General features: G+C 57.2%; 22 protein-coding genes. 12 read left to right on the plus strand and 10 right to left on the minus strand.

Going from position 1 to position 26,542, the window contains the following annotated elements; translation table 11 throughout:
- Positions 1-227 precede the first annotated feature (227 nt).
- The 4 genes from CIT31_RS29300 to CIT31_RS29315 all read left to right on the plus strand — a co-directional run bounded on the left by CIT31_RS29300 (position 228) and on the right by CIT31_RS29315 (position 5,381).
- Entirely contained in the window at positions 228-1,295 is a 1,068-nt protein-coding gene (locus CIT31_RS29300) for a LysR family transcriptional regulator (RefSeq protein WP_095521389.1), read from the plus strand.
- A 480-nt stretch (positions 1,296-1,775) separates the two neighbouring features.
- Positions 1,776-3,230 carry a dihydropyrimidinase gene (gene hydA / locus CIT31_RS29305; RefSeq protein WP_095521390.1) on the plus strand — a complete coding sequence of 485 codons (1,455 nt, stop codon included), beginning with the start codon at positions 1,776-1,778 and terminating at the stop codon, positions 3,228-3,230.
- 553 nt (positions 3,231-3,783) lie between these two features.
- On the plus strand, positions 3,784-4,461 hold the full coding sequence (locus tag CIT31_RS29310) for an aspartate/glutamate racemase family protein (protein WP_095521391.1): 678 nt from the start codon (positions 3,784-3,786) through the stop codon (positions 4,459-4,461).
- Complete coding sequence (locus CIT31_RS29315) at positions 4,458-5,381, plus strand: dihydrodipicolinate synthase family protein (protein ID WP_095521392.1); 924 nt, start codon at positions 4,458-4,460, stop codon at positions 5,379-5,381. Before CIT31_RS29310 ends, CIT31_RS29315 begins: the two co-directional genes overlap by 4 nt.
- Positions 5,382-5,523: 142 nt before the next feature.
- Here CIT31_RS29315 and CIT31_RS29320 read toward each other — a convergent pair whose 3' ends face one another.
- Both CIT31_RS29320 and CIT31_RS33955 read right to left on the minus strand, forming a co-directional pair.
- Positions 5,524-6,309, minus strand: coding sequence for an SDR family oxidoreductase (locus CIT31_RS29320; RefSeq protein ID WP_095521393.1), 786 nt, complete (start codon positions 6,307-6,309; stop codon positions 5,524-5,526).
- A 100-nt stretch (positions 6,310-6,409) separates the two neighbouring features.
- Positions 6,410-6,598: a hypothetical protein gene (locus CIT31_RS33955; protein WP_133116226.1), complete on the minus strand. Its 189-nt coding sequence runs from the start codon at positions 6,596-6,598 to the stop codon at positions 6,410-6,412.
- A 583-nt stretch (positions 6,599-7,181) separates the two neighbouring features.
- On the opposite strand from CIT31_RS33955, the gene CIT31_RS29325 reads away from it, so the two are divergent.
- The 6 genes from CIT31_RS29325 (at position 7,182) to CIT31_RS29350 (ending at position 14,682) form a co-directional block, all read left to right on the plus strand.
- The gene (locus tag CIT31_RS29325; protein ID WP_095521394.1) at positions 7,182-8,711 is read left to right on the plus strand and encodes an amidohydrolase family protein; all 1,530 of its coding nucleotides are present in this window, start codon (positions 7,182-7,184) and stop codon (positions 8,709-8,711) included.
- A 665-nt stretch (positions 8,712-9,376) separates the two neighbouring features.
- Positions 9,377-10,126 carry an SDR family NAD(P)-dependent oxidoreductase gene (locus tag CIT31_RS29330; RefSeq protein WP_165778590.1) on the plus strand — a complete coding sequence of 250 codons (750 nt, stop codon included), beginning with the start codon at positions 9,377-9,379 and terminating at the stop codon, positions 10,124-10,126.
- A 159-nt stretch (positions 10,127-10,285) separates the two neighbouring features.
- Positions 10,286-11,344 carry an extracellular solute-binding protein gene (locus CIT31_RS29335; RefSeq protein WP_165778591.1) on the plus strand — a complete coding sequence of 353 codons (1,059 nt, stop codon included), beginning with the start codon at positions 10,286-10,288 and terminating at the stop codon, positions 11,342-11,344.
- 4 nt (positions 11,345-11,348) lie between these two features.
- On the plus strand, positions 11,349-12,611 hold the full coding sequence (locus tag CIT31_RS29340) for an ABC transporter permease (protein ID WP_133116227.1): 1,263 nt from the start codon (positions 11,349-11,351) through the stop codon (positions 12,609-12,611).
- Positions 12,608-13,453 carry an ABC transporter permease gene (locus CIT31_RS29345; protein ID WP_165778592.1) on the plus strand — a complete coding sequence of 282 codons (846 nt, stop codon included), beginning with the start codon at positions 12,608-12,610 and terminating at the stop codon, positions 13,451-13,453. Before CIT31_RS29340 ends, CIT31_RS29345 begins: the two co-directional genes overlap by 4 nt.
- Complete coding sequence (locus CIT31_RS29350) at positions 13,450-14,682, plus strand: ABC transporter ATP-binding protein (RefSeq protein ID WP_095521399.1); 1,233 nt, start codon at positions 13,450-13,452, stop codon at positions 14,680-14,682. Before CIT31_RS29345 ends, CIT31_RS29350 begins: the two co-directional genes overlap by 4 nt.
- A gap of 328 nt (positions 14,683-15,010) precedes the next feature.
- On the opposite strand, the gene CIT31_RS29355 is transcribed toward CIT31_RS29350, so the two are convergent.
- Both CIT31_RS29355 and CIT31_RS29360 read right to left on the minus strand, forming a co-directional pair.
- On the minus strand, positions 15,011-15,628 hold the full coding sequence (locus CIT31_RS29355; RefSeq protein ID WP_133116228.1) for a hypothetical protein: 618 nt from the start codon (positions 15,626-15,628) through the stop codon (positions 15,011-15,013).
- A gap of 206 nt (positions 15,629-15,834) precedes the next feature.
- Positions 15,835-16,902, minus strand: coding sequence for an Ldh family oxidoreductase (locus tag CIT31_RS29360; RefSeq protein ID WP_095521401.1), 1,068 nt, complete (start codon positions 16,900-16,902; stop codon positions 15,835-15,837).
- 1,014 nt (positions 16,903-17,916) lie between these two features.
- On the opposite strand from CIT31_RS29360, the gene CIT31_RS36210 reads away from it, so the two are divergent.
- Complete coding sequence (locus CIT31_RS36210; RefSeq protein ID WP_165778593.1) at positions 17,917-18,309, plus strand: LysR substrate-binding domain-containing protein; 393 nt, start codon at positions 17,917-17,919, stop codon at positions 18,307-18,309.
- 177 nt (positions 18,310-18,486) lie between these two features.
- Here CIT31_RS36210 and CIT31_RS29370 read toward each other — a convergent pair whose 3' ends face one another.
- From CIT31_RS29370 to CIT31_RS29390, 5 genes are all read right to left on the minus strand, one after another.
- A complete protein-coding gene (locus CIT31_RS29370) occupies positions 18,487-19,443 on the minus strand; it encodes a DMT family transporter (protein ID WP_425350676.1) in 957 nt (318 codons plus the stop codon).
- A complete protein-coding gene (gene nadC, locus CIT31_RS29375; RefSeq protein ID WP_245316523.1) occupies positions 19,440-20,351 on the minus strand; it encodes a carboxylating nicotinate-nucleotide diphosphorylase in 912 nt (303 codons plus the stop codon). Before nadC ends, CIT31_RS29370 begins: the two co-directional genes overlap by 4 nt.
- Positions 20,352-20,406: 55 nt before the next feature.
- Positions 20,407-22,578 carry a xanthine dehydrogenase family protein molybdopterin-binding subunit gene (locus CIT31_RS29380; protein WP_095521403.1) on the minus strand — a complete coding sequence of 724 codons (2,172 nt, stop codon included), beginning with the start codon at positions 22,576-22,578 and terminating at the stop codon, positions 20,407-20,409.
- A gap of 3 nt (positions 22,579-22,581) precedes the next feature.
- Positions 22,582-23,037, minus strand: coding sequence for a (2Fe-2S)-binding protein (locus CIT31_RS29385; protein ID WP_095521404.1), 456 nt, complete (start codon positions 23,035-23,037; stop codon positions 22,582-22,584).
- A gap of 73 nt (positions 23,038-23,110) precedes the next feature.
- Positions 23,111-24,544, minus strand: coding sequence for an NAD-dependent succinate-semialdehyde dehydrogenase (locus CIT31_RS29390; protein WP_095521516.1), 1,434 nt, complete (start codon positions 24,542-24,544; stop codon positions 23,111-23,113).
- A 271-nt stretch (positions 24,545-24,815) separates the two neighbouring features.
- On the opposite strand from CIT31_RS29390, the gene CIT31_RS29395 reads away from it, so the two are divergent.
- Entirely contained in the window at positions 24,816-25,739 is a 924-nt protein-coding gene (locus CIT31_RS29395) for a LysR family transcriptional regulator (protein WP_245316507.1), read from the plus strand.
- A gap of 15 nt (positions 25,740-25,754) precedes the next feature.
- Here CIT31_RS29395 and CIT31_RS29400 read toward each other — a convergent pair whose 3' ends face one another.
- Entirely contained in the window at positions 25,755-26,531 is a 777-nt protein-coding gene (locus tag CIT31_RS29400; protein WP_095521405.1) for an SDR family NAD(P)-dependent oxidoreductase, read from the minus strand.
- Between the last annotated feature and the right edge of the window lie 11 nt (positions 26,532-26,542).

Consider the following 26,542-nt stretch of genomic DNA (forward strand, 5'->3'; position numbering starts at 1 on the left):
TATGATGCGGGCTGCTCGACGAGCAATCCGCCGGCGCCAGTCTCGTGGTCCCAACTCTCTGCTAGAGCGCGCGGATTCCCTCGAGATTACGCGAAATCATACTGCACATTTAGCGAAGTTGCACGTCGCCCTCTTAATTCCACGCCATAAGAAAATCCGCCAAGCAGCTTCACTAATGCACGCTATCGCGATTCAATGTGTGGCTCCGTTGAGAGCTGTTCATACCGATGGATCTGCATCCGACGCTGGGCAATCTCAGCCTTGCGATATACGCGGGCGATGTATGTCAGCTTCACCTCGAAGCGATTTGTGGGACGCTGCACGACACGGATTACTGTTGGTTGTGGTGGAGTAAAGTCGTCATGAATCTGCGGCAGCTTGAAATTTTCTGCGCCGTCATGAGGTGCCGGACTACCATCGCCGCTTCCTATGAGCTGGGATTGTCGCAACCTGCGGTCAGCAATGCGATCAAGCATCTTGAGAGCATGTTGGGTTTCACCCTCTTCGATCGCATCGGCAACCGCCTGATACCAACAGCAGAAGGACAATCGATTTTTCAGGACGCCCAACCTCTTCAGTTGATGGCGGCCGCGCTTGATCAGAGAGCAAAGGATTTGAAAGACACAAAACGCGGTCATCTACGGGTGCTGTCCACCCGGCCGCTAGGTGACAGCGTTATCCCAGTAGCAATCTCGCGCTTCATGCGTGGCCGCGAGAACGTGAGTCTATATTTCGATGTTCAGGACATGAACGGTGTCATTGGGGCAGTAGAAAGCGGCTATGCCGACCTGGCCTTTGCCCTTACACCACCGCCTCGGCCAGGGTTGGAGCTTAGCAAGCTCGCCGATGGCCGGATGGTGTGCGCCCTCCCAGAGGCGCATCCGCTGGCGCTGAAGCAAGTCCTGTCGCCAATTGATCTAGAGCATGTTCCCGTGATTGGCCTCGATCCCTTAAGCCGACTTAGATCACTCGTCGCGGCGGCGTTCCACGAGGCTGGCGTGCCATTTTCTCCAAACTTGAACGTTCTACAGGGTGCAGCAGCGTGCAGCCTCGTCAGCAATGGCCTGGGAGTCGCAATCGTCGACGAATTCTCGGCCTCGCGGTGGATAACGCAGGGTCTAGTAATACGTGCTTTTGAGCCGTCGATCGCTGTTTATGCAAGCTCGGTAAGCTTGAAAGACAGGCCACTTACGCGGCTCGGCAAGAAATTTGTTCAAGTAGCGACTGAGCTTATCCATCAAACGCAACAGACTGGCCGTGCCGCCGGCCCGCAGGCGAGCGTCAGACGCACTTAATGTACGTTTGTCTTTACTCGAACCACTTGTTGCAGGCGTGTTTAGAAAGTGCCTCAGCGATGACTGTCGAGGCAGAGAAATCACCGCTATCCAAATGTCCTCTTTATCATCTCAAGATGAGCGGCGAACACGGCATCCCTAAAACCATGACGTCAGCACGACGAGTGTCCCGCTCCCGCAGAATTGTCTGGCAGCATCCATTTATAATTTCAACTTATCATCCGGCGACCAAAATGATTATCCGCGCTGGCATGATCACGTTAGAGATGGCGTGTTGTTTAGCATTAGAGATTTGGGAGAGCATGGCGCAATATTGGTTCAAGCTGAACTTTCGGTCAATCGGGACGACAGGGTACATGTCCTCGGCCGCGAGCGCTTACGCACGGTCTCGATGCCAACGGCGGCTTAATCCGCGCTGTCATCCGATCATCAATCAACGAACTTTCGAACTCCATGTTCTGACTTTCAACGGGAAAATAGATGCGACATGATAGATTCGACGTTCTCATTCGCGGCGGAACTGTTGCTACGGCGACGGAGGTGTTCAAAGCGGATGTCGGCATTAAAGGTGAAGAAATCTTCGCAATCGGTCATGACCTTGGACGAGGCGACCGGGAAATCGATGCAAACGGCATGCTTGTCCTTCCCGGCGGTGTCGATCCGCACGTCCATATCGAACAGGTTTCGGCCAACGGCATCCTAAATGCCGATAGCTGGGAAAGCGGCACGACGGCGGCGGCGTTCGGCGGCACCACGACCGTCATTGCGTTCGCAGCTCAGCATGTCGGCATGAGTCTTGCGAGGGTGGTCGAGGACTACTCGGCCCTGGCTCGGAAGGGCGCTATTATCGACTATTGCTTTCATATGATTCTGGCCGATCCGACAGAAGAAGCGCTAACGCTTGACCTTCCCAAACTCATACGGGAAGGCCACTCATCGATTAAGCTCTTTATGACTTACGATCGCTTGCGGGTCTCGGATGAAAGCATCCTGGACGTATTGTTGGTAGCGAAAGAAACCGGAGCGTCGGTCTGCTTCCATGCCGAGAGCAGCGGCATGATCTCGTGGATGTCGAAGCACCTGTTGGCGGCCGGCTTCAGTCAGCCGGTTTACCATCCGTTGAGCCATCCGCGTCTGGCTGAGGCGGATGCCATCGACCGGCTGGTAAAACTCAGCGCGTTGGTCGACCACCCGATCATCATCTTTCACGTTTCGACTGCGGAAGGAGCGGCGATCATCCGGCGTGCGCGAGGCGATAATCTAAAGATCTTTGGCGAGACCTGCCCCCAATACCTGTTCATGGACGCGGGTGATTTGCAGAAGCCGGGGCTAGAAGCCGCCAAATGGATGTGCTCGCCGCCGCCGCGGACAGTCGACGATCAGGAAGCGCTTTGGAACGCCCTCGATCGAGGAGATCTGCAGCTCGTTTCATCGGATCACGCGCCCTATCGCTTCGACACGGGCGGGAAGTTGCGCAACGGCGACAAATCAAACTTCAAGGAGATCGCCAACGGAATACCCGGGATTGAAGCGCGCCTTCCGCTGCTTTTCGACGCGATGGTCTCGAAAGGCAGGCTAGGCCTCGATAAATTCGTGGAACTGACATCCACCGCCCCGGCAAAGCTCTTCAATCTTCATCCGCGCAAGGGATCGATCGCGATCGGAGCGGATGCGGATATCGTCGTCTGGGATGCCGAAAGGCGCGTTACGCTCACCGACGAGACGATGCATGACAGGACCGGCTACACGCCATATCGCGGCCGCGAAGTGCAAGGCTGGCCGCAGATAGTACTGCGGCGCGGCAAGGTGATTATCCAGGACGGGGAGCGGCACGACGAGCCGGGCTCCGGTCGTTTCGTTACACGATCCCGTATGCCCGAGTCTACGGGTTGGCTTGCCTCACATGTCGCGCAACATATGGCGTCTTTGAAATGAGCGCGCTGCAGCCTTTGACGCGACGATGGCGGTGCTGACCGGCGCGACAGGAGAAAGGCCGCATTACCGCGCGCGGTTTGGTGAAGTACCGCTCGACTAGATTACGCTGCCCGTAGACCCATTTGCTGGAGGCGAAGCCGCCGGTGTTCATTCTGGGCGGGATGCCGGCCCATGGCCCACGCTTGTTGGCGGGCGTTACGCGCCTGCCAAGCAGTCAGGACGAGATCAATTTGGCCCGCCTTCGGAAACGACGAATGCGTGAATAGCGCTCGTGAGCCCGCTTGATCGCCCTCGTCCCCAGCCGGAGCGATGTGCAGTGGTCGCGCCGCTTTCGGCGCGACCTGGCCTATTTGCAAATCGAATAGTCGATAGGCAGCGGCAATTAGACAAAGGATGGCTAGTTTGACTACCAGAGAAAACGCCGTCCTAACGCCCTAAAAATGGCCATGCGACCTAGCAAATCTGCGACAAAAGGATGCTGGGACTCAACCATGACATATGAAGTTGAACCCGTTCGGGCTTTGCCGCACATCCATCAGAGGAACCGCGTCGGATGACCATTTACATCCTCAATCCTAACAGCAGTCAGACCGTTACCGATGGCATCGACCGCGCCGTAGAGCCCTTGCGCCGGGCTACGAATGTGTCGATCAGATGTCGCACGCTGCACGAAGGCCCTCCTGGGATCGAGACCCAGGCCCATGTTGACGGTGTTGTGGCCCCGCTGCTGGACCACTGCAGGGCCTTGGAGGAGACCGCCTCGGCATTCGTCATCGCCTGTTTTTCGGACCCTGGTTTGGCTTCATTACGCGAGCAATCCAACCGACCGGTTTTTGGTATCGCGGAAAGCGGTATACTTACGGCTATGACGCTGGGCCAGCGTTTTGGCATCATCGCAATTCTTGAGAGGTCCATCCCTAGACACTTGCGCTATGTGGGCGCGATGGGGGTCACTGACCGGCTGGCTGGGGATCTGCCCCTTAATTTGACCGTTGCCGAATTGTCCGACCGCACTGCGACGTTTGAACGTCTCAAGATAGTGGGCTCCACGCTGCGTAAGGAAAAGAACGCCGATGTGCTGATCCTCGGCTGTGCTGGAATGGCATCGTTGCGGTCCGATCTCGAGGCAGAACTTAAGTGCCCTGTTGTCGATCCGTGTGAGGCGGCTGCCACTATGGCTGTTGGAAGGGTCGCTTTTGCCCAACTGAACAAAAAGGAGATATCGGAGTGAGCGGACTTACAGCGGGTGCAAATGGGGTCTACGTAATTGCTGTGACGCCATTCAGCGGTGATGGCTCCATCGACATGAAAAGCGTCGACCGTATGGTCGACTTTTATCTCGAGGCGGGAGCTACTGGGCTAACAGCACTGGGGATGATGGGCGAAGCGCCCAAACTTACGATTGAGGAATCGCAGGCCGTCGTGCGGCGGATTATCGCCAGAGTTTCTGGGCGTGTTCCAATCGTCGTGGGTGTCTCCTCGCCTGGGTTCGCTCAGATGCACACCCTGACGAAGCTGGTCATGGATGAGGGTGCAGCCGGAGTGATGATCGCGCCGCCCAGTTCCTTACGGACAGATGATCAGATTGTCAGCTATTTCGGGCAAGCGGCCGAATTCGTGGGGGGTGTACCGTGGGTACTTCAGGATTTCCCGCTGGCCACCGGGGTGCAAATCTCCGTCTCTACAATTTCCCGGATCGTAGCAGACAACCCGAACTGCGTTTGCCTGAAACATGAAGACTGGCCTGGGCTGGATAAGATTGGTGCCTTGCGTGACACGGAAAAATTGAACCGCAGGATCGCGATCCTTTGCGGCAATGGCGGTATCTATCTGCCCGAAGAGATGGGCCGCGGCGCGGATGGCGCAATGACAGGCTTTGCCTATCCAGAAATGATGGTTTCAGTCGTGAAACACCATTCCAAAGGTGAGATGGATCGCGCCCGGGACCTGTTTGATGCCTACCTCCCATTAGCCAGGTTTGAACAGCAACCTGGTCTTGGCTTGGCAGTCCGCAAATACGTTTTGGCCAAGCGCGGGGTCATTGCAGAGCCAACTTTGCGTCGTCCAGGTGCACCTCTGTCGGCGTCGACGCGGCAAGATATTGAAGTCTTGGTCGCGCGGCAGGAACATCGACTGCGCGAGCTTGGCTGAGGGCGCGCGCTTTTCTATACACGCCAGTCGTGAGGCGGGAATCCGCCGGGACATTGCCGAAAAAAGCGGCCTGTGATTGTTCTAGCGAGGCCGACTGACCGATTGGGGCAATGCGGGGACCGCCCAACGTCTTCACTTGGCATTACACACTCTGGATCAGCCCGCCGTCGACACGGATGACCGAGCCGGTGATATAGGATGCTCGCTGGCTTGCAAGGAATGCAATAGTATCGGCATACTCGTCAGGGCGTCCATAACGACCGACGGCGATCGACGCTTCGCTCTGTGCCGAAACATCAGCAACCGTACTCCCCTCGCGTTTGGCTTTCTGTTCGTCGAGGAAGGCGATACGCTGGGTTGCAATGCGCCCGGGAAGCACAACATTGGCAGTCACGCCATCGCGTCCGACCTCGCCGGCCAATGTCTTCGACCAGCCGACAAGCGATAGGCGAAGCGCGTTCGAAATCCCAAGATTGGGGATGGGCGATACAACCCCCGACGATGCTGAGGTGATTATCCGGCCCCATTTTTTTTCGCGCATGGCTGGGAGGACAGCATCCGTGATCGCTATCACTGATAGCACCATGGAATCGAAGTGTTTGCGCCAAGCAGCCGGATCTTGACCCGAAACCGGTGTCGGGGGCGGACCGCCTGTGATGTTGACCAGTATCTCTATCGAGCCGAACCTGTTTTCAATGTTGCTCAAATTCTGACCGATTGCATTAAGATCAGCGAGGTCCCAGCCAAGCGCCATTGCCCTGGTTGAGCCACCCTCAATAGCGGCGACCGTCTTGACCGCAGCATCCATGGCGATGTCAGCTACCGCGACAATGGCACCTTCACGCGCAAGAGTCTGGGCAATAGCGCCGCCCAGACCTCCGCCCCCACCGAGCACCAGCGCCACCTTTCCATTCAGCCCGAGATCCATATCTTATCAACTCCTGTTTCAGTCCGTCTTTTCGATATTGGTCGGCGCTGCTTCAACGGCACGCCAACCCACGTTTCTTCGTTGAAGTTCGCCGGCTCTCTTAAATTAGATTCTTCAGTTCAAATTGTGAGCAAGAATTGTCCAGTAAAGCCATACTGTTCCACGGCGATTGCGTTTGCCCTGGTTCTCGAGCCGCCTTTCGCGACGTGTGCGGAATCAGAAGTGGCTCTTCGGCATCGGCAAGCTTGGAAGCTATGTTGATGATCTTGCCTTCGATTTTTGCGAGCATGTTGACATCCGAGGCGGTCTATTACGCCGACAGTCGGAAATCGAATAATTTCTCAGCCGTTCCTACATGCAGAACTTATAGCTTGCAGGCTGGCGACCGATTGGCATCGGATCATGGCGACTCACGCCGACTCTGGAGTTCAACTCGCCGACGAACCGATAACAAAGCTTTATGGACGTACCTCATCAAACAATTCGACATTGCTGCCGAGAATCTCAAACTCAGCGGACATTCAGCCTGAGTATATTCTGATTTTGTGCATGGACGATTCCAATTTCTTGAACGCGGCATCGGACCTGGTCGGATACGGCCCCCACCCGCCGCATCTCCAATTGCCTTCCGGCGCCACAGTCGCGGTACAATTTGCCACCAACTGTGAAGAAAACGCGGAAACTGCGCCATTGAAGAAATGCGCGGACACGGCCGGGCCTTCCGGAGTTCGTGAGCACAGCGGCAACCTCCTTGATCACAAATTCATAGATTGTGCCGAGGCGAGTGGCTGCGTTTAGTGTTGTAGAAGAATCGACATCGCAAGACATGGGTCGCCCATCATCCATAAGGCGAGACACAAGGGACGCAAAACATGAACAAGATAGTCTGGGGCGGGCATTTAATCGCGGGAATTTCTCGCTCAGGGGTGGCCGAAATCATCGCCAACGGTGCAGCAGAAATTGCCGATGGCAGAATTGTGCGCGTGGGCCCGAAGGACGAATTGGTTCGGGGTTCACCCCATGCGGAACTCCTCGGCTCAAGCAACGATGTCGTATTTCCAGGCTTTGTAAATGCCCATCACCATCAGGGAGTAACACCCTTTCAACTCGGTTCCCCAGATCTTCCATTGGAACTTTGGATCAACCGCCGAACTGGCGGCAAGGCTGTACCTCCGTACCTGGATACGATGTACTCGGCGTTCGAGATGGTTAGATCTGGTGTAACCACAGTGCAGCATTTGCAGGGTCGCCTTGTCGGCCCGATCGAGAATATCTACGCCAACTCAAATGAAATCTTGCGTGCCTATGACGATATCGGAATGCGAGTCTCGTACTCCTTTGGGGTCCGCGACCAGAACCGCATGGTCTATGAGGACGACGAAATATTCGCAGCGCGGCTCCCTGGACCGTTGAAATCCAGAGCAATGGCGCATGTCAAAAACCAGGCCATCCGACTGGAAGCAAATTTCGAGCTGTTCGACGCTCTTCGAGAAGATGCGAAGGGTCATAAGAGCAGGGCGATTCAGTTGGCTCCGGTGAATCTTCAATGGTGTTCTGACCGAGCCCTCGAACTTGTTGGGCAATGCTCAGCGGATGCCAACGTGCCGATGCATATGCATCTTCTTGAAACGACCTATCAAGACTACTACGCGCGGCATAGAGCGCCTGGAGGTTCCATCGTTCAATTTCTTAGGGAGCGCGGCCTCCTAAATGATCGTCTGACCTTGGGTCATGGCGTGTGGCTGGACGAAGCCAGTCTGGACCGGGTTGCAGAGGAAGGAGTACACATCTGCCACAATTGCAGTTCGAACATGCGGCTGCGCAGTGGAATGGCACCTGTTCGGGCAATGCGCCGCCGAAACATAGGTGTGGCCATGGGTATCGACGAGGCTGGCCTTAACGATGACCGGGACATGCTACAAGAAATGCGACTTGTGCTTCATTCTAATCGCACGCCGGGCATGGAGCCCGGTGGGATCCTGACGTGCTGCGAGGTGTTCCAGATGGCGACCGAGGGCGGAGGCGATACAACACCATTCAAAGGTAAGATCGGGCGCATAGAAGTCGGCAGATCAGCCGATCTCGTGCTGGTCGACTGGTCGAACGTTTCTAGTCCTTATCTCGATGCTGAAGTGCCGATCGTCGATGCGCTGGTCCAGCGAGCGAAGTCAGGAGCCGTGCATATGGTAGTGATAGAAGGGAAAACCGTTCTAAGCGGGGGTGTCTTTGTCAATGTGGATGAGGTTGGAACCATCCGGGAACTTAGCGATCGCCTGCGCGGTCCAGTTCTTCCGCAGGAACTAGAGCTTCGGAATATGGCGATTGAACTTCAACCTTTCATCAAGGCTTTCTACGAAACATCTGGGACGGCAAAAATCACGGCCCGCCGCGAATACCGCTGAGCCTTCCCTATCGCGAGGCGGTTCGCCGCGGAGAACGCTCGATCCGGAGAGGCGCACACCATACTGACGCGGTCCCACGCTGGACAACCACCAATCGGGCCTGTGCGCGGAGTCCTCGGGTAGTCTCCACTATGGGGTCGCAAAGTACATCTTGACCTTACAGTCTCGACCACGAGGAAAAGCTCCTCATATACCCTCATCACCATCAGTCACTTGCCACCTTGTCGCGGTTGCCACTTGGATCTTACTCATCGCACGGCTCTGGGTTGTTCAATTGTGGGCGTTTGATTTCTCAGCGCACCGCATAGTTGTGTTGCGTGATTGTTAGTGCGGGTGTGCGGGCTACGGGTCGAGCCGGTTTGATCTGCCTGCTCCAGACTAGGCAGGCGCCGCCAACAAAACATCTCGAAGCAGCCGGTTCTCAGCCGATGCCGTCTTGGCGCAGATTGCTTCAGACCATTGATCGGTTGAATATTCGACCAACCAATGGTGATTGTTAACCTACGCCTAGTTCGCCTATCTACGGTCATTGGCCTGCAATCGCCAGACCTATCCGGGAGCCATATGAAACAAAGACTCTTCGCTATTGTTACTGAGGGGGGGCCGTTAGCCGGTGCGCCCCGCGCCACCCTAGAATTTGATATCGGATGTGCAGGAGAACAAAGATGATCGCCGGCCGCACATTGGCGGGACAGCGCGTGGTAGTAACAGGCGCCGCAGGTGGGATCGGAAGTAGCATAACACGCGGTCTGATCGAAGCGGAGGTAAAGGTTGTGGCAGTCGACCGAGATCACGCCCGACTGCTGACATTGTCGCAAGAAATTCGCGGCGACATAGCAACCCAGCTATGCGACGTGACGGATCAATCGGCGGTGCAGAGGGTTTTTGATGACATCATCAAAAACCTTGGCCCCATCGACGCCTTGATTCATTGTGCGGGAATGGATGCCCCACCAGGCTGCGCGTGGTCGGAATCCCCTGACCACTGGCGCGAGATCATAGATGTCGATCTAAATGCCGTCTGGTGGTGTGCCCGCGCAGTCCTGCCCCATATGATAGCACGCCGTACTGGACGTATTGTGTTGATCAGCTCGGTTGCAGCGCGAAGCGCAACAATCAACTCGGGCATCTCCGTGGCTTACAATGCAGCGAAAGCGGGGGTCAACGGACTCACAGTCGCGCTGTCGGCCCAGGTTGAAAACTCTGGCATCCTGGTCAACGCCATTGCGCCCGGCCCCACCGGAACTGGAACAGCTATGACCGCAAAAGAGCTCGAACAATACAAGACGGTCTTTCCCCTGGGTGAAGGTGGTCCTGAGCCCGTGACTCACGCTTGTCTTTATCTCCTCGGACCGGGTGGTGACTGGGTCAGCGGGAGCGTCCTGAATGTCAGTGGCGGCAAGTTTCGCGGCTGATCAGATCTCCCAAAAGGTAGGGCACAACCCGGAAGCCCACCGATCGCACCATCGCATTAGAGATGATGGACGCCGACGACCGGCCGATCCCGGCCACGCCGAATATCAAGACGATAAACTCAACTTTACAAACGCAAAAAAATGGAAGGGAACTCGTTTATGCGAAGCTTAAATGTAAAGAGAAGCGCCAAAGCGCTAATATGCTTTGCCGCCCTCGGAAGCGCAGGTGTGGCAACGGCTAAAGATTTGAATGTTGCGACCTTTGGAGGGGCTTGGACTGAGGCCGCGAAAGCCGCCTATTGGGATCCATTCACTTCCGAAACAGGCACAAAGATCATTGGCGACATCACGGACGATAGCCTGGGGGCGATCCGGGCCGTCGCGTCGACGCCAAAAGGTAAGTGGGATGTCGTGGAACTCGAAATGATGATCGCCAATGAAGCCTGCAGCGAAGGCCTCTTGTTGCCGATTGACAAATCACGCCTTCCGCAAAGTGACTATATCCCGTCATCGATTCATGAATGTGCGATCGCCTCTGCTGCTGTGGGCACCGTGCTGGTTATAAACACCACGCGCTTTCCCACTCACGAACCAACTACATGGCAAGATTTTTGGGACATCAAGAAATTCCCCGGCACGCGCGGATTGTCGCGATATGTTCAGTCTGTGGCTGTCGCTGCCTTGCTGGCCGACGGAGTTCGACCAGAGGATGTAAATGCAGAATTGCGTAAGCCCGATGCGCAAAAGCGAGTTTTTGCGAAGCTCGATGAGATCAAGGACCGTGTCGTCTTCTTCTCGACAGGCGCTGAATTCGCGCAGGGACTGGTGTCTGGAAGTTACGACATGGCGCTTGGTTGGAACGCGCGTATTAATTCAGCGAATGACGAAACGGGCGGAATATTCAAGATACTCTGGTCCGCCGGGTATAATCTGGGGATGAATGCCTTTGTCATCCCCGCGAATACGAACGACCAAGCTAGCGCGATGGATTATATAGCGTCGACGGCCTCACCGGAGCGCCAGGCCAAGTTTATGGAGATGTTTCCATATGGCGGCGCAAACAAGAAGGCTTACGAGCTTTTGACGCCCGAGCAGCGAGACCTACAGCCCGCGAACCCGGCCAACCTTCGTTACGCGGTCAACGACGACTACGACTTCTGGGCGGGCCGGCTCGACCAATGGCAGCAGGCACTCGAATCTTGGATCGCAAGCAAATAGCTTTTTGATTGAACAGTCTTGGATGCGCGGAATTTTTCCGCGCATCATTGCGCGAAACTCCAACAGATTGCGGCCAAACGTGATGCGCCAACTGTTCTTTGCAGCGCTTATTTTACCTGCAACCCTTTTCATCGGATACTTCTTTGTTGTCCCGGTTTTTCTTTTTCTGTCGCAAGGTTTTATGAAGGATGATCTGTCGAGCGCATTGAAAGAGACCCATGCCGCTCTGGGGCGAGACGGCACTGAAGGACTGGCCTCGGAGGCTGCCTATGCGGCTCTGTTCGCGGATATCAAGGCATCCACTCGTATCGAGCTCGGAAGGATTGCTGGGGAATTAAGTAACACAAATCCGGAGATGCGCCGGATTCTCCTCGTAACGAGCAAGTCTATCTCGAGCGAAAAAGGGAACGTCCTCTCACATAAGGACTGGTTTGCTGCGCAAAGCGAGCTTTGGCTGGCGCCGGAAACATGGGCGGCCATTGATGCATCGCGAGCACGTCTGACGCTAAGGTACCTAAAATCTACAGCTCCGTGGCCTACGACCGATATCTCGGAATCGGTCCCGGGCGGGCGCGTCCATTTCTTCACAATCTTCCTACGCACTATCGTAACCGGCTCCATGGTAAGTATTTTATGTTTGGCGTTCGGCCTGCCCGTGGCTTACTTGCTGCACGTTACATCCAAAAGAATGTCAGCCAACATCTTTTTTCTGGTCTTGGTTTGTTTTTGGACACCAATTCTCGCCAGGACATTGATTTGGATCGTCGTGTTTCAAAGAGAGGGCGTTCTAAATGGCCTGTCGGAGACATTCCTTGGCGAAGGTGGTGAGGGACTTTTGGGTACGCGTGTAGCAGTCATCGTGGGCATGACCCACATCCTGCTGCCCTACATGATCCTGCCGCTCTATGATGGCATGCGCAAAATCCCGCCGGAGCAACTCCGAGCCGGCCTGAGCATGGGGGCAACCCCTTTGCGGGCCTTATTGCTGGTCTACGTCCCACAACTTTCTACCTCGATCAGCGCAGGTCTACTGATTGTTTTCACACTGACGGCCGGGTTCTATCTGACGCCGCTGCTTCTTGGCGGAAGTGGCGATCAAATGGTGAGCTTCTACACCGCCTTCTACGGCCAAAGGATCGGTGACTGGCATAGCGCGGCAGCGCTAAGTATCTGGCTGATGATCGTTATGATAACCGCGGGTCTGACGGCTTCGGCATGTATTTCACTCATCAGGTCTGTGGCACGAGCAAGGCATGTCACAATATGACCATATCATCCAGTTCACTTACCAACCTTGGTACTGCGCTCGGCTTGACCGTTATTGCATTTCTTATCCTCCCGTTCTTTGCGATGGTTCCAATCTCCCTCAACGGCGGAGAGTTTTTCACGTTGCCGAGGAACGGCCCATCCTTAAAGTGGTATTTGTTTGTATTCAATGATGGGGGCTGGCGTCTTGCAGCGTTTAACAGCTTTATTACGGCTATTTCTGCTTCAGGGCTTGCTTTAGTACTCGGGGGGTTGGCTGCCATAGGACTCGCATATCATCGAAGCCGATTCTTATTTCTTGTGCAGGGATTTTTCCTGTTTCCGCTGGTAATGCCCACCGTCGTGGCGGCATTGGCAATTTTTATCTACTATAACAATGCGGGTCTGACCCAGACCAGGCTCGGCTTGATTGCGGCCCATACCGCCTTGGGCATTCCTTTTGTTGTTACTACCGCACTTGCCTCATTGAAGAAGTTCGACACCCGGCTATTCTATGCCGCAATCAGCTTAGGCGCTAATCCATATCAGGCCACGCGTTACGTTTTATTACCATCCATTGCTCCAGGGGTTCTGGCCGGCGCGGTGTATGCTTTCCAGGCATCTTTCGATGAGTCGATTATCTCTCTCTTTCTGACCGATGCGGCGCAGATTACCCTGCCGAAGAAAATATTCGCCGGGATGACGGACAACATTAATCCGTCAGTTGCAGTGGTCTCTGTCATGACAACCCTGATCTCCATCGTTTTGTTGTTGGCATTCGTGCTGCTGGAACGGCGGCGCGACGCAAGACTCGCGCAAAGTATGGAACGGTTTAACCCTCATGGAGATCAATACCTTCGATGACTTATGCAAGTGTCAGCGTAATTTGCCAGCTTATTAATGTATCTAAATCGTACGGAGACAAAGTTTTCGCGCTGGATAATATTGACTTGGATATTGTCGAGGGCGAGCTATTGTCATTGTTAGGCCCGTCTGGCTCTGGAAAGACCACGGCACTTATGCTTCTGGCAGGATTTCAGGATGTCACGTCCGGGTCTATCCTTTTCCGAGGCAAGCCCCTGAACAAGAAGGCGCCGCACCTGAGAAACTTCGGCGTCGTGTTCCAGAACTATGCACTTTTTCCACATATGACCGTGTCTGAGAATATCTGCTTTCCACTTAAGATGCGTGGTGTGGAAAAAGTCGAGATGTCCGAGCGGTGTCGTACGGCACTCGATATGGTCCACATGGTTGAATACGCCAACAGAAAGCCGACGCAGTTGTCAGGAGGACAACAGCAGCGTGTCGCGTTAGCTCGCGCATTGATCTTCAACCCTGAAATGCTACTTCTAGACGAACCGTTGGGAGCGCTTGACAAAAATCTTCGTGAAGAAATGCAATACGAAATCAGATCTCTGCATGATCGTCTGGGAATAACCATGATTTCTGTAACCCACGATCAAACCGAAGCGCTGTCGATGTCTGACCGAATTGCTGTGTTTTGTCGGGGCAGAATAGAGCAAATCGGATCCCCAAAAGAACTTTACAATGCTCCTGCAACGCAGTTCGTTGCAGGTTTTCTCGGTGAGACGAATTTCCTCCCCGCCAAAGTAATAGAGAGCAGGCCCGACACGGCATCAGTTCTTGTTGAGAATAGTTATCTGAGCTCAGCGAGATTTGCTTCTTCGGTTCCGGCAGGTTCGCAATGTATGGTGGCCGTCCGTCCCGAACGCGTTAGGATCACAACGGATAGAAATGATGCGCTTCGGATACCTGCCATAGTGAAGGATGCAGTCTTTGTTGGAAGCACATTGCGTGTGGTACTAACGACGATGGGCGGAACTGAAGTAACACTTTTGCGAATGCCTTGGGACACGGCTGAAATCCGATTGGGCGAGAAAGTTGAATTTGGCTGGGACGATGATGCCGCAATCGGGTTTCCACATTCTCCGTCTGAGTCGAAAGGGATTGCCGTCCCCCGTGAAGAAGCCGAAAAACGGTGGGTGGCGGTCAGCGAAAAGGCGAACAAAGTGAGGCGAGAGCTTCGTCCTCCCAAGTCGCAGAGGGCCCAGAAATTCATAACCTCTGATTGAGATGGCGCTGGAGCGTTTGATTGCGGCGCGTTTGCCTCATGAATGGTCCCCTGAGCCTCGGCGAGGAGGTCGAAATGCCCAGAGGCCTCACACACGAAAGGGATCGCTGCAATGTTGCGCCCCCACTGCTCAGATCGATCGCACGTTCGGCGACCTTATCGGCAGGACGTGTAAGCGGAGATGCTTTATTGTCTCATCTAAGACGAGCAGCGGGTCCGCGTCGGCGATTTCGGGTTCGATCGAAAACTGTATTCGGCCACAGCGTCAGGGTGAAAGCTGCGAGCTTCTTTACGGCGTCACGCAGGTCATCGTCCAAACCGGCTAGCCATCAACGGTCCTGGATCACGCGGTCGAACGAAACAAACGCGTTGGGATCAGGAAGCGAAACATTTGGCGCTTCGTCGAGGTAACCAGAAACCATGTTTGAAAGATAGGCCACCTTGTGGGCATGTGTACGTGACGTTTTGAGATACTCATGCCAGGCTAGCACCTCGTGGAACATGATTCTGCTGTCCCACGTACAAGCAACCGCAGTCTTCTCAAGTGTCTTGCGTGTCAAATTCGGATAACTATCCTCGACCGAATATGTCTGAACGTAAAGACCATTACCCTTCCCCCAGCAACTGATCGACAAGAAGCCCTGACCTAGGATCGCGAAGCCGATATGTTGTTTACAATCAACATTGCCGCGGTCGATCTCCTTGCAAATGAACTCTTCGAGGCCTTCGGCGGTCCCTTGTTGAAGCGGCCGGTCGTCGCGGATCATATGGTATATTTTCAGAGCCATCCCCGCGTGTAGCAGAAGGCCTGCCGGTTCGGCTCGTCTCCTAACGAAACCATATATTTCGCCGAACTGATCGCGTATCGTATCGACATTGCCTATGTCGCGAAGGTCACATGAATCTAACGCGTCAGGAAAAATAGAATTGTATGCCATGAACTGCATTTTCCTCTCCAATGTCAGCATTTTTTCAGACGGTCGAACAAGGATAGTATCCGTAACAATGTTGAGCCTTCATCCGGCTACTCGACTGACTGCCGTTGCATCAACTGCGTGCGCAGCGACATTTTGAGAGCACCCCGCGATGATTACTTTTCGACGGGAAGAAGTAAGGACAAGATCTGTTGCTTGCACTCAAAAGCATCAAGGCCTTAAACCATTGATGTCGGAAGTGAAATATCAAGCCCCCGGACAGCGTCCTTGATACGATCGACCAAAAACGGCCGGACTAAAATACCTCTAGAACCACTTCGACTGCTTCCTAGCCGGCCGCCCTCCCCCGGCATCCGAACTTCTTTTGCCTCATTTTCCAGCGGCACGTCCTTGACATACGCAATGAATCGCTCGACTTCAGCGGAGAATTCGACCGTGTCCCTAAACCGTGCAACGTCAATGGCAATCAACAGAAAGGCCTGATTCTCGCTCTTAGGATCGCGTTTCACCGTTCCTCCACTGGTGAGGGCGCCAGCAAATGCCTCAACGATCACCGCAAGCCCAAATCCTTTGTAGCCCCCGAACGGTCGCAAGGCGCCAAACCCATTTGTCCATGTGTCAGGTAAGGGCTCACCACGGTCCTTTGCTTCGCTCAAACGTCCATGGGAGACGGCACTTGTTGCCATGTCCAATATCAAATGAGGTGCCTTCGCCCGCGGAATTCCAAAAGCGATGGGATTTGTCGACAAGCGCGGTTCTATACCGCCCGGCGGAGCAACTTGCTGACCGCCCCCGGATTCGTTTGCTAGAAATATTGTCGCCACTCCAGCTTCGGCTGCAATTTCGCAGTAGTCAGCCAGTCGACCCCCCGCATCAGAGCCCTTCACCGTAATTGCAGACACTCCATGTAACTTAGCGCGCTTGATCGCGATTTTGGTCGCATCGCGCAGGATAATGTTGCCGAAGCCACGGTTCCCGTTTGCTATGACAGTAGAACCTCTGTCCCGCTCTATATGTAACCTTGCCGATGGAATGCAAGGTCCCCTTCGTCCACTGTCGACATACTCTGGAAAGCGACGTAGTCCGTGACAGTCGTGGCCAGACATCTCCGCAGATAATATAACATCGGCCATAAAATCAGCATCATCGGACATCATGCCGATTTCGACGAACGTTCCCGACATGAAGAGCTTGAGCTCGTCTAGCGAGCAATATCGCTCTCCTGTTTCCTCGCGCATTTCTGACCCCTTCATTTTACGCACTAGATGTGTGTTGTTATGCGACATTCGAAGTTCGAACGTTTGCCGATGTCCCTTTTTCAGGCACCGGACGACACGGGCGCTCCGAAAGACCAAGCAATCTAACTTTATTTTGCAATTCGACCATGCGGCAGTTGCTTAGAGAAATGGGTGACAAAGAAGGCAGGCGCAGCGAGTAACCCCGAGGTCTGCCGATGGCACCGCCATGTGAATGCCAAATCCTCGCCTCGACGAAATGCCGAGATGAATAGCTCGATACCAAATCAGAGGGGCGCGCATCGCCATAAACTTCCTAATAGAGAGCAGTTCTCGCCAAAAGCGCTATTCTCCAGATGCAGTGGCAGCCGATCTATCATCATAGTCTTGCAAGGCTTGATTCAGCGATATCAGCGTTTTTCAAATACCGCTTTCTTGCGCATACCTGGGTGCCCATCTATCGACGCACAGTTGCCGTTTCCAGAACTGACCCGACGCCGATACATGCAGCAGATCCCTTTTTCCGTTCGCGCTACCGAGCCATTCCCGCTTACACGAATGGCGGCGAACCCGCTCAGAGCCCACCAAACCGGCCGAGGCGGCATGGCTGACGTGAGATCACGCGGGCGACAAACGAGGCGTCCCGCTCCCGGAATGGTCGCAGCTGGCACCCCCGGTCACAAGATGCGATGGCTTGTGTCGCGCCGCCCACAAGAATGGCGGGATTGGGTTCGAACGACGATCGACCCCCCCCCTGCTCGCCACGACACCTATGTCGACTCCTGCGGCAACCGCAGCTCTCTTGCTGCTCGCAAAACTCGACGATGCTCTCGAAGATCTCGTCACGGGCCTTTCGACTCGCGAGTACTCTGTCGGGACCACGCTATTCTTCAACACCGACGTCCCCACCTTCGCGATTGGGCCAGTAACTTTCGAGCCGCGCGAGGTCTGGCTCGATCGCAAAGTGGCAGAAAGGCGACGTGACCTCGGTTGCCAAACGCCGCATAACTCGGCGCTGGGCTGGGGAGCCGTCATTTTTTCCGCAATGGGTAATCGATCATACTTGTGGCCGCGCCGGGCTACGTCGCGCAGCGCGGGCTACCGCAATCTCCCCTCGACTTAGCCGACCACGCGGGCATCGACGCCGGTTCCGCGTCGGCCGTCTGGCGCCTTCGCAACGAGACGGGAGAGCAGGTCCAAATCGCACCGCGCACTTGCCTGAGCGTCGATGAGGCGGGAGTGTTGCTTCAGATAGCGAAAGCGGGACTTGGGATCGCGCGTCTGCCGGAAACCATCGCAGGCCCGGGCCTCAACCGAAACGAAATGGTTCACGTGCTGCCCGGCTGGACGGAAGGGACGATCACCACCACCATCCTGACGCCGCACACGCGTGGCCAATTGCCCGCTGTCAGAGCCGTAGTCGGGATCCTGACAGAACCTGCTCCCGTGACACCATAGGACGGCCGGTCTTATTCATCCGCGCCCTCGACTTCGCAGCCATTTGTCGGCGGTCTGTCGTGCTCATAACGTTGTGTCTCGTCATTAGTGCCCGTTCGACGTCACGCGGCCATGTCTGCAATCAATGTTCGCCTGCACATCCGGACGGTGACCGCGAGACCGTCGAAGCAGGCGTAGTCATTTTGCTCCGGGCGCCTCCGAAAAGCTCCGGCGCCGCGTTCTCGCTTGTGCAACTAGCCCTCGCATCAGGAAGGCCAACAGTGCCGCCACGACCATAGCGCCGCCAGCAATGGTTCTGACTGACGGAATTTCCGCATGAAAGAACCAGACCCAGATTGGGCCAAGGATCGGTTCAAATGTACTGAGCAGCGCTGCGGACGCCGCCGGAACAAGACGCGCGCCGCTGACAAATAGCGCCAGGCCAAGGCCGAGGTTAATCGCACCAAACGCAAACAGCAGCATCATGTCCGAGCTGGAGACGACAAGGCCCGACGCACGGGTCAAAGCCCCAATCCCTGCAAGGACTGTTCCAAGGCAGGTGGCAGACATCATCGGGATTTGCGCGCAGCGACGCGTAATCACCGTCGCGATAGCGAACCCAAAGGCAATCATCAGTGCCAGCCCGTTGCCAATGAGGGACACGCTGCCGCCCAGCGAATCCGATACCATCACGGCTATGCCTGCAATCACCGCGACGATCGCAAACCATGTAGAGCCCGCTATCCGCTCGCCCAAAGCAACGAATGCGATGAGCGCGGCAAAAAGAGGAACCGCCGCCTGGATCAACAGGATGTTGGCAACTGTGGTGTAAGACAGCGCAATGACGAAAGCGGTGGAGTTGACAGCAAAGCAGCCGGCTACGGCTAGCCCCGGTAGGCCCATCTTGCTGAATGACTGAAAAGTACCCCGAAAACCATCACGCCATAGCATGAAGCTGATAATGAAGGTGGCCGCCCACAATGAGCGCCAAAACACAATCGTCCACGCATCGTCCACGTCTACGAAGCGCGCAATGGCTCCGCCAAAACTCCAGCACAAGGCCGCCAGGAAAACCAGAACCATGCCGAGCGATGTGCCACGCCACAAGGCGCGCCGTCCTTTCTCATCGGGTTTTGCAGGCGCGAAGCCGGTCATGGCTTGCACATGTCGCGTTCGGGATTTCTCTGCGCGTAACACCGCGACAACCCGTCATCTGCAATATCCAATCCGATGTCGAGGACCGGCGCGCTGTGTGTCAGCCAGCCCATAGACATGTAATCGACGCCGGTTGCCGCTACCTTCGGTGCGGATGTGCGCGTGATGCGCCCCGATGCCTCGGTGATTGCCCGCCCGCGCGCCAGCCTGACTGCCTCTTCAAGGACAGCCGTTCCCATATTGTCGAGGAGGACCGAGTCGACGCCAAGCGTGAGCGCTTGCGCCAGTTGTTCCACCGTATCGACCTCGATTGCGATCTTCATCATATGGCTGACGCTTGCACGAGCCCGCTCGATAGCCGGTCGCACCCCGCCCGCGAGCACGATGTGGTTGTCCTTGATGAGCACCGCATCATCGAGGCCAAAACGGTGGTTCAAGCCGCCACCGACGCGAATCGCGTATTTCTCAAGCGCGCGTAACCCCGGCGTCGTCTTGCGCGTGCAGGTGAGGCGCGCGGAATAAGCCTTGATAGCGCTCACCACTGCGGCCGTCTCGGTGGCGATGCCGCTCATGTGGCAAAGAAAGTTGAGAGCAACACGCTCCGCCGCCAGCAACCCGTGCGCCGGACCGTTCACGCTGGCAATGATGTCGCCTTCAACCACCCAAGACCCCTCCGGTAGCATCGCCGTCACTTTGATGTTCGGATCAATCAGCCGGAACGCCAGCGCAGCGACACCCAACCCGGCGACAATGCCTGACTGTCGCGCCACCAAGCAGGCTTCCGCCACAAGGTCCCAGGGAATGACCGCTGCAGTCGTCACATCGCCCGCTCGCCCGAGGTCTTCAAGCAGGGCAGATCGTACGAGCGGTTCGACGACAATGTCAGGCAGGAAAGTCGGACGCCGCAGTCCTGACACTCCCGCCAAATCGTTCTGTCCGCCACCGGACGGCTCCACGTGCCGCTCAGCTCAATGGCTGTAGCGGAAGCACCCGCGACCGCCGGCCCGTCGCCGCCGCGAGCGCATTGGCCACAGCAGGACCGATCGGCGGCACGCTTGCTTCGCCGGCACCGGTTGAGGGACTGGTGAGCGGGACGATGTGCACTTCGACCTTTGGCATTCCGCTCAGCCGTAAGACCTCATACGTGTCAAAATTGGTTTGATCGACGGCGCCGTCGCTGAGCGTGATCTTGGAATGAAGGGTTGCTCCCAAACCAAAACCGATGCCGCCTTCCATCTGCGCGCGGATCTGATCCGGCGCCACAGCCAGGCCACAGTCGATGGCGCAGACAACGCGGTCGACTCTGAAGCCGCCATCGCCATCGACGACGATTTCGGCCACTTGGGCAACAACGGAGCCATAGGTTTCGTGCACCGCCACACCCCGGAACCGGCCGGCGGAAAGCGTCTTGCCCCAGTTCGCCTTCTCCGCGACCAGGTTGAGCACTTGGATATGGCGCGGACGCTCTGCCAAGAGGCCGATGCGAAATTCGATCGGATCCGAGCCTGCAGCAGCCGCAAGCTCATCGATCATCGTCTCCATCACATAGGCGTTGTGGCTGTGGCCGACCGCACGCCACCAGAGCGTTGGCACGCCGACTTTGGCGTTGCTGACCTCCACGGCAAAATGGGGAATGCCGTAGGGCGTATCGGCAGCACCTTCTGTCAGGCTCGGATCGACGCCGCCCTGCACATACTGCTCGTATTGGGTGCCGGCCAGTATCGATTGACCGACGATGCGGTGTTTCCAGGCGCTGACCTTACCCTCCTGGGTCAAGCCCGCCTTCAAGACATGAACGCACATCGGCCGATAGCGGCCAGCCGTTATGTCGTCCTCGCGTGTCCACTGCACCTTGACAGGCACCCGCCATCCGATCGCTTTGGCACACTCGATGGCCTCGACGACGATCTGCGCGTCGGGTGTGCCGCGCCGGCCAAAGGCACCGCCGGCCATCGTCACATGAAGCTTCACCGCGTCCTGCGGCAGGTCGGCCGTCTTGGCCGCGATCTTCTGATAATGGTCTGGCATCTGAAAGCCGCCCCACAGGTCCAGCCTATCGCCCAGACGATGTGCGATGGCATTCAGCGGCTCCATTGGAGCGTGGGCAAGAAAAGGAAATTCATACGTGGCTTCCAATGTGGTCGCGGCATCCGCCATGGCCAGATCTGCATCGCCTCTGCTCACCGCCAGAGCGTCCGCGGGTCTGGCAGCGAGATCCCTGTACTCTTGCAGCAACCGGGCGGAGCCGCGCTTTTCCGCCTTGTCGTTGTTCCACTCGACAACCAGTGCTTCGCGCCCCTTGATCGCCGCCCACATGTTTTGCCCCAGCACGGCAACGCCGTGCGAAATCTCCACAACGTCCACCACGCCTTTGACGCGCTTTGCGGCCGCTGCATCGAACGATTTCACTGCGGCGCCGAACAGGGGTGGATGCGCAACGACCGCGGTCAGCATGTCAGGTAGTTTGATGTCGATCGTATAGTCCTGACGTCCCGATGACTTCGCCTTGGCGTCCAGTCGTCGAAGTTTCTCGCTGCCGATGTAGCGCCAGTCTTTGGGGTCCTTGAGTTTCACATCGCTTGGGACCGGCTGCCGGACGGCCGCCTCCACCAGCTCACCGAAACTGGCGCTTTTCCCCGATGGATGCGCGATTACCCCTGCGTCGACCGTGATCTCTTCTTCAGCGACGTTCCATGTCCTGGCGGCCGCGGTGACCAGCATGGCACGCGCTGTAGCACCCGCACGGCGATAGCGCTCAAACGACGACGACATGGCCGAGGAGCCTTGCGTCTCCTGCATGGTCCCGCCCATGGTGATGTTGTTGTAAAGCCTGGTGTTGCCTGAAGCACCGACCGCATGCATTTGTGTGATGTCGGCATCAAGTTCCTCGGCGACCAGGGCGGCGATGCCGGAGAAGATGCCCTGCCCCATTTCCACATGCGCCGACAGCACTGTTACGGAACTGTCCGGTGCGATCCGCAGATAGGCTTCGAACGGCGTCTGGGCAGATGTCTCATCGGCTGAAGCGTTAAGGTTCGGCAAGCCGAGAACAAGCCCTCCCCCGGCCACTGCCGAGAGCACCAGGAAAGAGCGGCGTGAAAGCTCCTTTGTGGGGTAAGTCTGGCGGCGGCCCATCGTTCAGCGCTCCATGATCCGAACGGCCTCGTGTATTCCGGCACGGATGCGGTGGTAGGTGTTGCAGCGACAGAGATTGCCGTCCATCGCAGCATCGATGTCAGCATCACCAGGCGTGGCGTTTTCCGTGAGCAGCGCGACTGCGGACATGATCTGTCCTGACTGGCAATAGCCACACTGGGGAACATCCAGCCTCATCCAAGCTTCTTGCACGGCTTCTGCCGCCTTGCCGTTAAGACCCTCGATCGTTGTTATCGCCTGCCCCTCCACCGAAGATGCCGTCGTGATGCAAGCGCGGACTGCCACGCCGTCGACGTGCACCGTGCAGGCGCCGCACTGCGCCGCCCCGCAGCCGAACTTCGTTCCCGTCAGGCCGAGGAGGTCGCGCAACACCCAAAGCAGCGGCATCTCGGGATCGGCGTCGAATTCATGCGAGGCTTCGTTGATTAGCAACTTCATCTCAGGTCACCTGGCTCGAACTGCTGGGTTGGGCAAACTGTCTCGCGAGTCGCATTGCGGCGTGGCCGGCCGGTCAGATGGTCATCCGGTGGGAGACGTTCTTGACCGTCATGTAGTGATGCAGACCCTCCGCGCCGCCTTCGCGTCCGTAGCCGCTTTCCTTGACGCCCCCGAAAGGGGTTTCAGCGACCGAGGCCTCTAGCGTGTTGATCGACAGGTTGCCGGCCTCGATGCGCTCGGAAAGCTGGTGGGCGTTGCTGGCCGAGTGAGTAAACGCGTAAGCGGCAAGGCCGAATGGCAGCGCGTTCGCCTTTTCGATCGCGTCATCCAGCGAGCGCACCGGGTTGATTAGCGCGAGCGGGCCGAACGGTTCCTCGCGCATGGCGCGCGCATCCTCAGGCAGCTCCGCCATGACCGTCAGCGGATAGAAATAACCGGCGCCCTTCGCGCATTCGCCTCCGGCCAGCAGACGCGCGCCCTTATCGCGAGCGTCGCGCACCAGTGCCTCAAGCGCGTTCTTCCTGCGGTGGTTCGCCACCGGCCCCATCTGGGTCCCGGATTCCAGGCCGTTGCCAATCTTGATTGCCTTGGCGCGCTCGGCGAAGGTTTCAACAAACGCACCGTAGAGCTTCTCGTGCACGAAGAACCTTGTTGGTGAGGTGCAAACCTGACCAGTGTTGCGCGCCTTGCGGGCCACCGAAACCTCCGCGGCAGCGACCGGATCGACATCGTCGCAGACAATCACCGGTGCGTGTCCGCCAAGTTCCATCAAAACGGGCTTCATGTTGCGTGCAGCGATCTCCGTCAAATGCTTGCCCACGGCCGTGGAACCGGTGAAGGCGACGAGCCGGATTGAAGGTTGTGGGATAAGGTGGGCGGAGATGTCCCCTGGTATGCCGAACACAAGATTAAGTACGCCCGCCGGCAGTCCGGCATCGTGAAAGGCGCGGGCGATGTGAATCGCTCCAGCGGGTGTCTCCTCCGCCGCCTTCAAGATGATGGAGCAGCCGGCCGCCAACGCGCCCGCGACCTTGCGCGACGGCTGGCTCATCGGGAAGTTCCATGGCGAGAACGCGGCGACCGGGCCGATCGGCTGCTGCAGAACGATGTAGCGAATGTCGGGCGCGCTCGGAATGACCCGGCCATAGGCGCGCAATGCTTCGGCCGCATCCCACTCGAAAAACTCGCAACCGCGCTGCACTTCGAGCCTGGCCTGGGCGAGCGGCTTGCCATGTTCAAGTGTGATCGAATAGGCGATTTCCTCGACGCGCTCGCGCATCAGCGCGGCGGCCTTGAGGATCACCTCGGCGCGTGTGGCGGGTGCTGTCCTGCTCCAGACCTTGTGGCCATCGGTGGCCGCAGCCAGCGCGTCATCGAGGTCGGCGCGGGATGCGATGGCAAGGGCTCCGATCACGCTTTCGTCCGCGGGATTGAGTACGGGCAGCGTGTCGCTGCTCGCTCTCCATCTTCCAGCGATGTAAAGCTCAAGGTCGGGATAGCTTGTCATGATCTGTCTTGCCTGCTGAACTCTGCGCCGCGCCATGGGCACAATGGACGTGACGCCGCCTGCAACCGCCACACAACGCATTTTTGTTGGGTCGACGCAGGCGCGTGTTGTCGACCGCTTGTCCTTGGGGTGCGGTCACCACTGAAGCTTTCTGTCACAGCTGCCCCGCAAAACTGCTTGTTCGAACGTGCATTGATGTTTTGCAGGTAATCGATATATCTCTCAATCTTGGTTTATAGTATTAATTGATCGCGTTTTCTTATGAGAGGGAATGACGATGCGAATTGCGCTGCGGCACATCGAGGCTTTCCTCGCGGTCGCCGAACACAGCAATTTTTCGACGGCTTCGCGCAATCTCAACGTTGCTCAGCCCGCCCTTTCCCAAGCAGTCAAGGATCTCGAGGCGGAGCTTGGCCTGCGTCTGTTCGACCGCACCACCCGCCGCGTGGAACTCACCGCCGCCGGCGTCGAATTCCAAGGGTCGGCGTCGAAGATCATGGAGGACCTTGAGCATGCCGTGCAGAACGTTCGCGATCTGGCCGCAAGGCGCCGCGGCCGGATCCGGGTCGCGGCGCCGCCGCTGCTTTCGTCTGTTATCCTCCCGCAAGCCATCGCGGCGTTCCACAACGACTTCCCGGGCATCACAATCGAACTCATTGACAAGGGCACGGAGGAGATCGTGGCCAGCGTTGCGGCTGGGAATGCCGATTGCGGGCTGGGCACCTTCTCGCCCACTGACGAGGGAATCGAGCGCACGCTGCTCATGCGCGACAATCTGATGCTGTTTTGCCCGGAAGGGCATCCTGTTCTTGAGAAGGCAGCGGTCAGTTGGACGGATCTGCGCGACTTGCCGCTCATTGCGCTCACCCGCAGCAGCGGCATCCGGCTGCTGGTCGACATGGCGACAGAGGCCGCCGAGCTATCGGCAAAGCCTGCATTCGAGGTTTCGCTGATCACAACCGCGCTGGCGCTGGTCGAGGCAAAGCTCGGTGTTTCGGTGCTGCCAACCTACGCCCTGGCAGCAGCCCGTCATTATGCCGTCTCGGCAAGGCCGCTTGGTAATCCGGTCGTCACACGCGACGTGGTCATGATTCACGCCAGCGGCCGGTCAATATCGCCGGCGGTTGTCAGTTTCAGCGGCATCGTTCGCAGCTATGCCCAGAAACTGGTGCCTTTGCGCGACGTCAAGGCATGACCGGTTGTGCGCCGATCAGGGGCGCACATAGTTGCCGCCGTTAACGTCGAGGATCGCGCCCGCAATGAAGCTTGCCGCCGGCGAGCACAGGAACGCGATCGGCCATGCGACTTCCTCAGGGCGTGCTGCCCGTTTCAGCGGCTGCTTCGCCAGCGCCGGGCGCAGGTCGAGGTCTTTCAGCATCGGCGTGTCGATCGTGCCAGGCGCCACCCCATTCACGAGGACACTTGCCGACGTATAGCGCGCTGCCAGATAACGCACCAGCGTGTGCAGCCCGCCCTTGGAGACGGCGTAGTGGGGGCCCACGCCGGGAAATGTGCCGCCGGTCAGTGCTGCCACCGAACCGATGAGCACTATCCGTCCCCGCCCGCTCGTCGCCATCCGGTCGGCGAAGGCGCGCGCCATGCGCATTGGCGCCTTCAGATTGGTGTCGAGCGCAAGCGCCAACTCTTCCTCGAAGCTGTCATGGTCCCAGTCGATCGGCCGGTAGACCCCGGCGCCAAGCACGAGCGCATCGATCTCTCCTGCCCAGCGAGCAAGTTCCTCCGGCGCTTCGACCCGGGCGATGTCGACTTCAAGCCGGGGCGCAGGCCTGCCGTTCCGGCTCAAAGCGAAGGACAGCTCTTCGCAACTGCGGATGTCGGTCAAAAGCACTTCCGCGCCGAGATCGAAACAGGCCCTTGCAACGGCTGCGCAGATGCCCCCGGCAGCTCCGGTGACCAGCACACGCTGCCCCTTCAGGCTGAAAGCTTGTCCAGTTTGGGTGACGATTACTTCCGCGGCTTCCTGCATGCTCGCTTCTC

This window comes from Mesorhizobium wenxiniae (genome assembly GCF_002284535.1).
Taxonomy (GTDB): Bacteria; Pseudomonadota; Alphaproteobacteria; order Rhizobiales; family Rhizobiaceae; genus Mesorhizobium; species Mesorhizobium wenxiniae.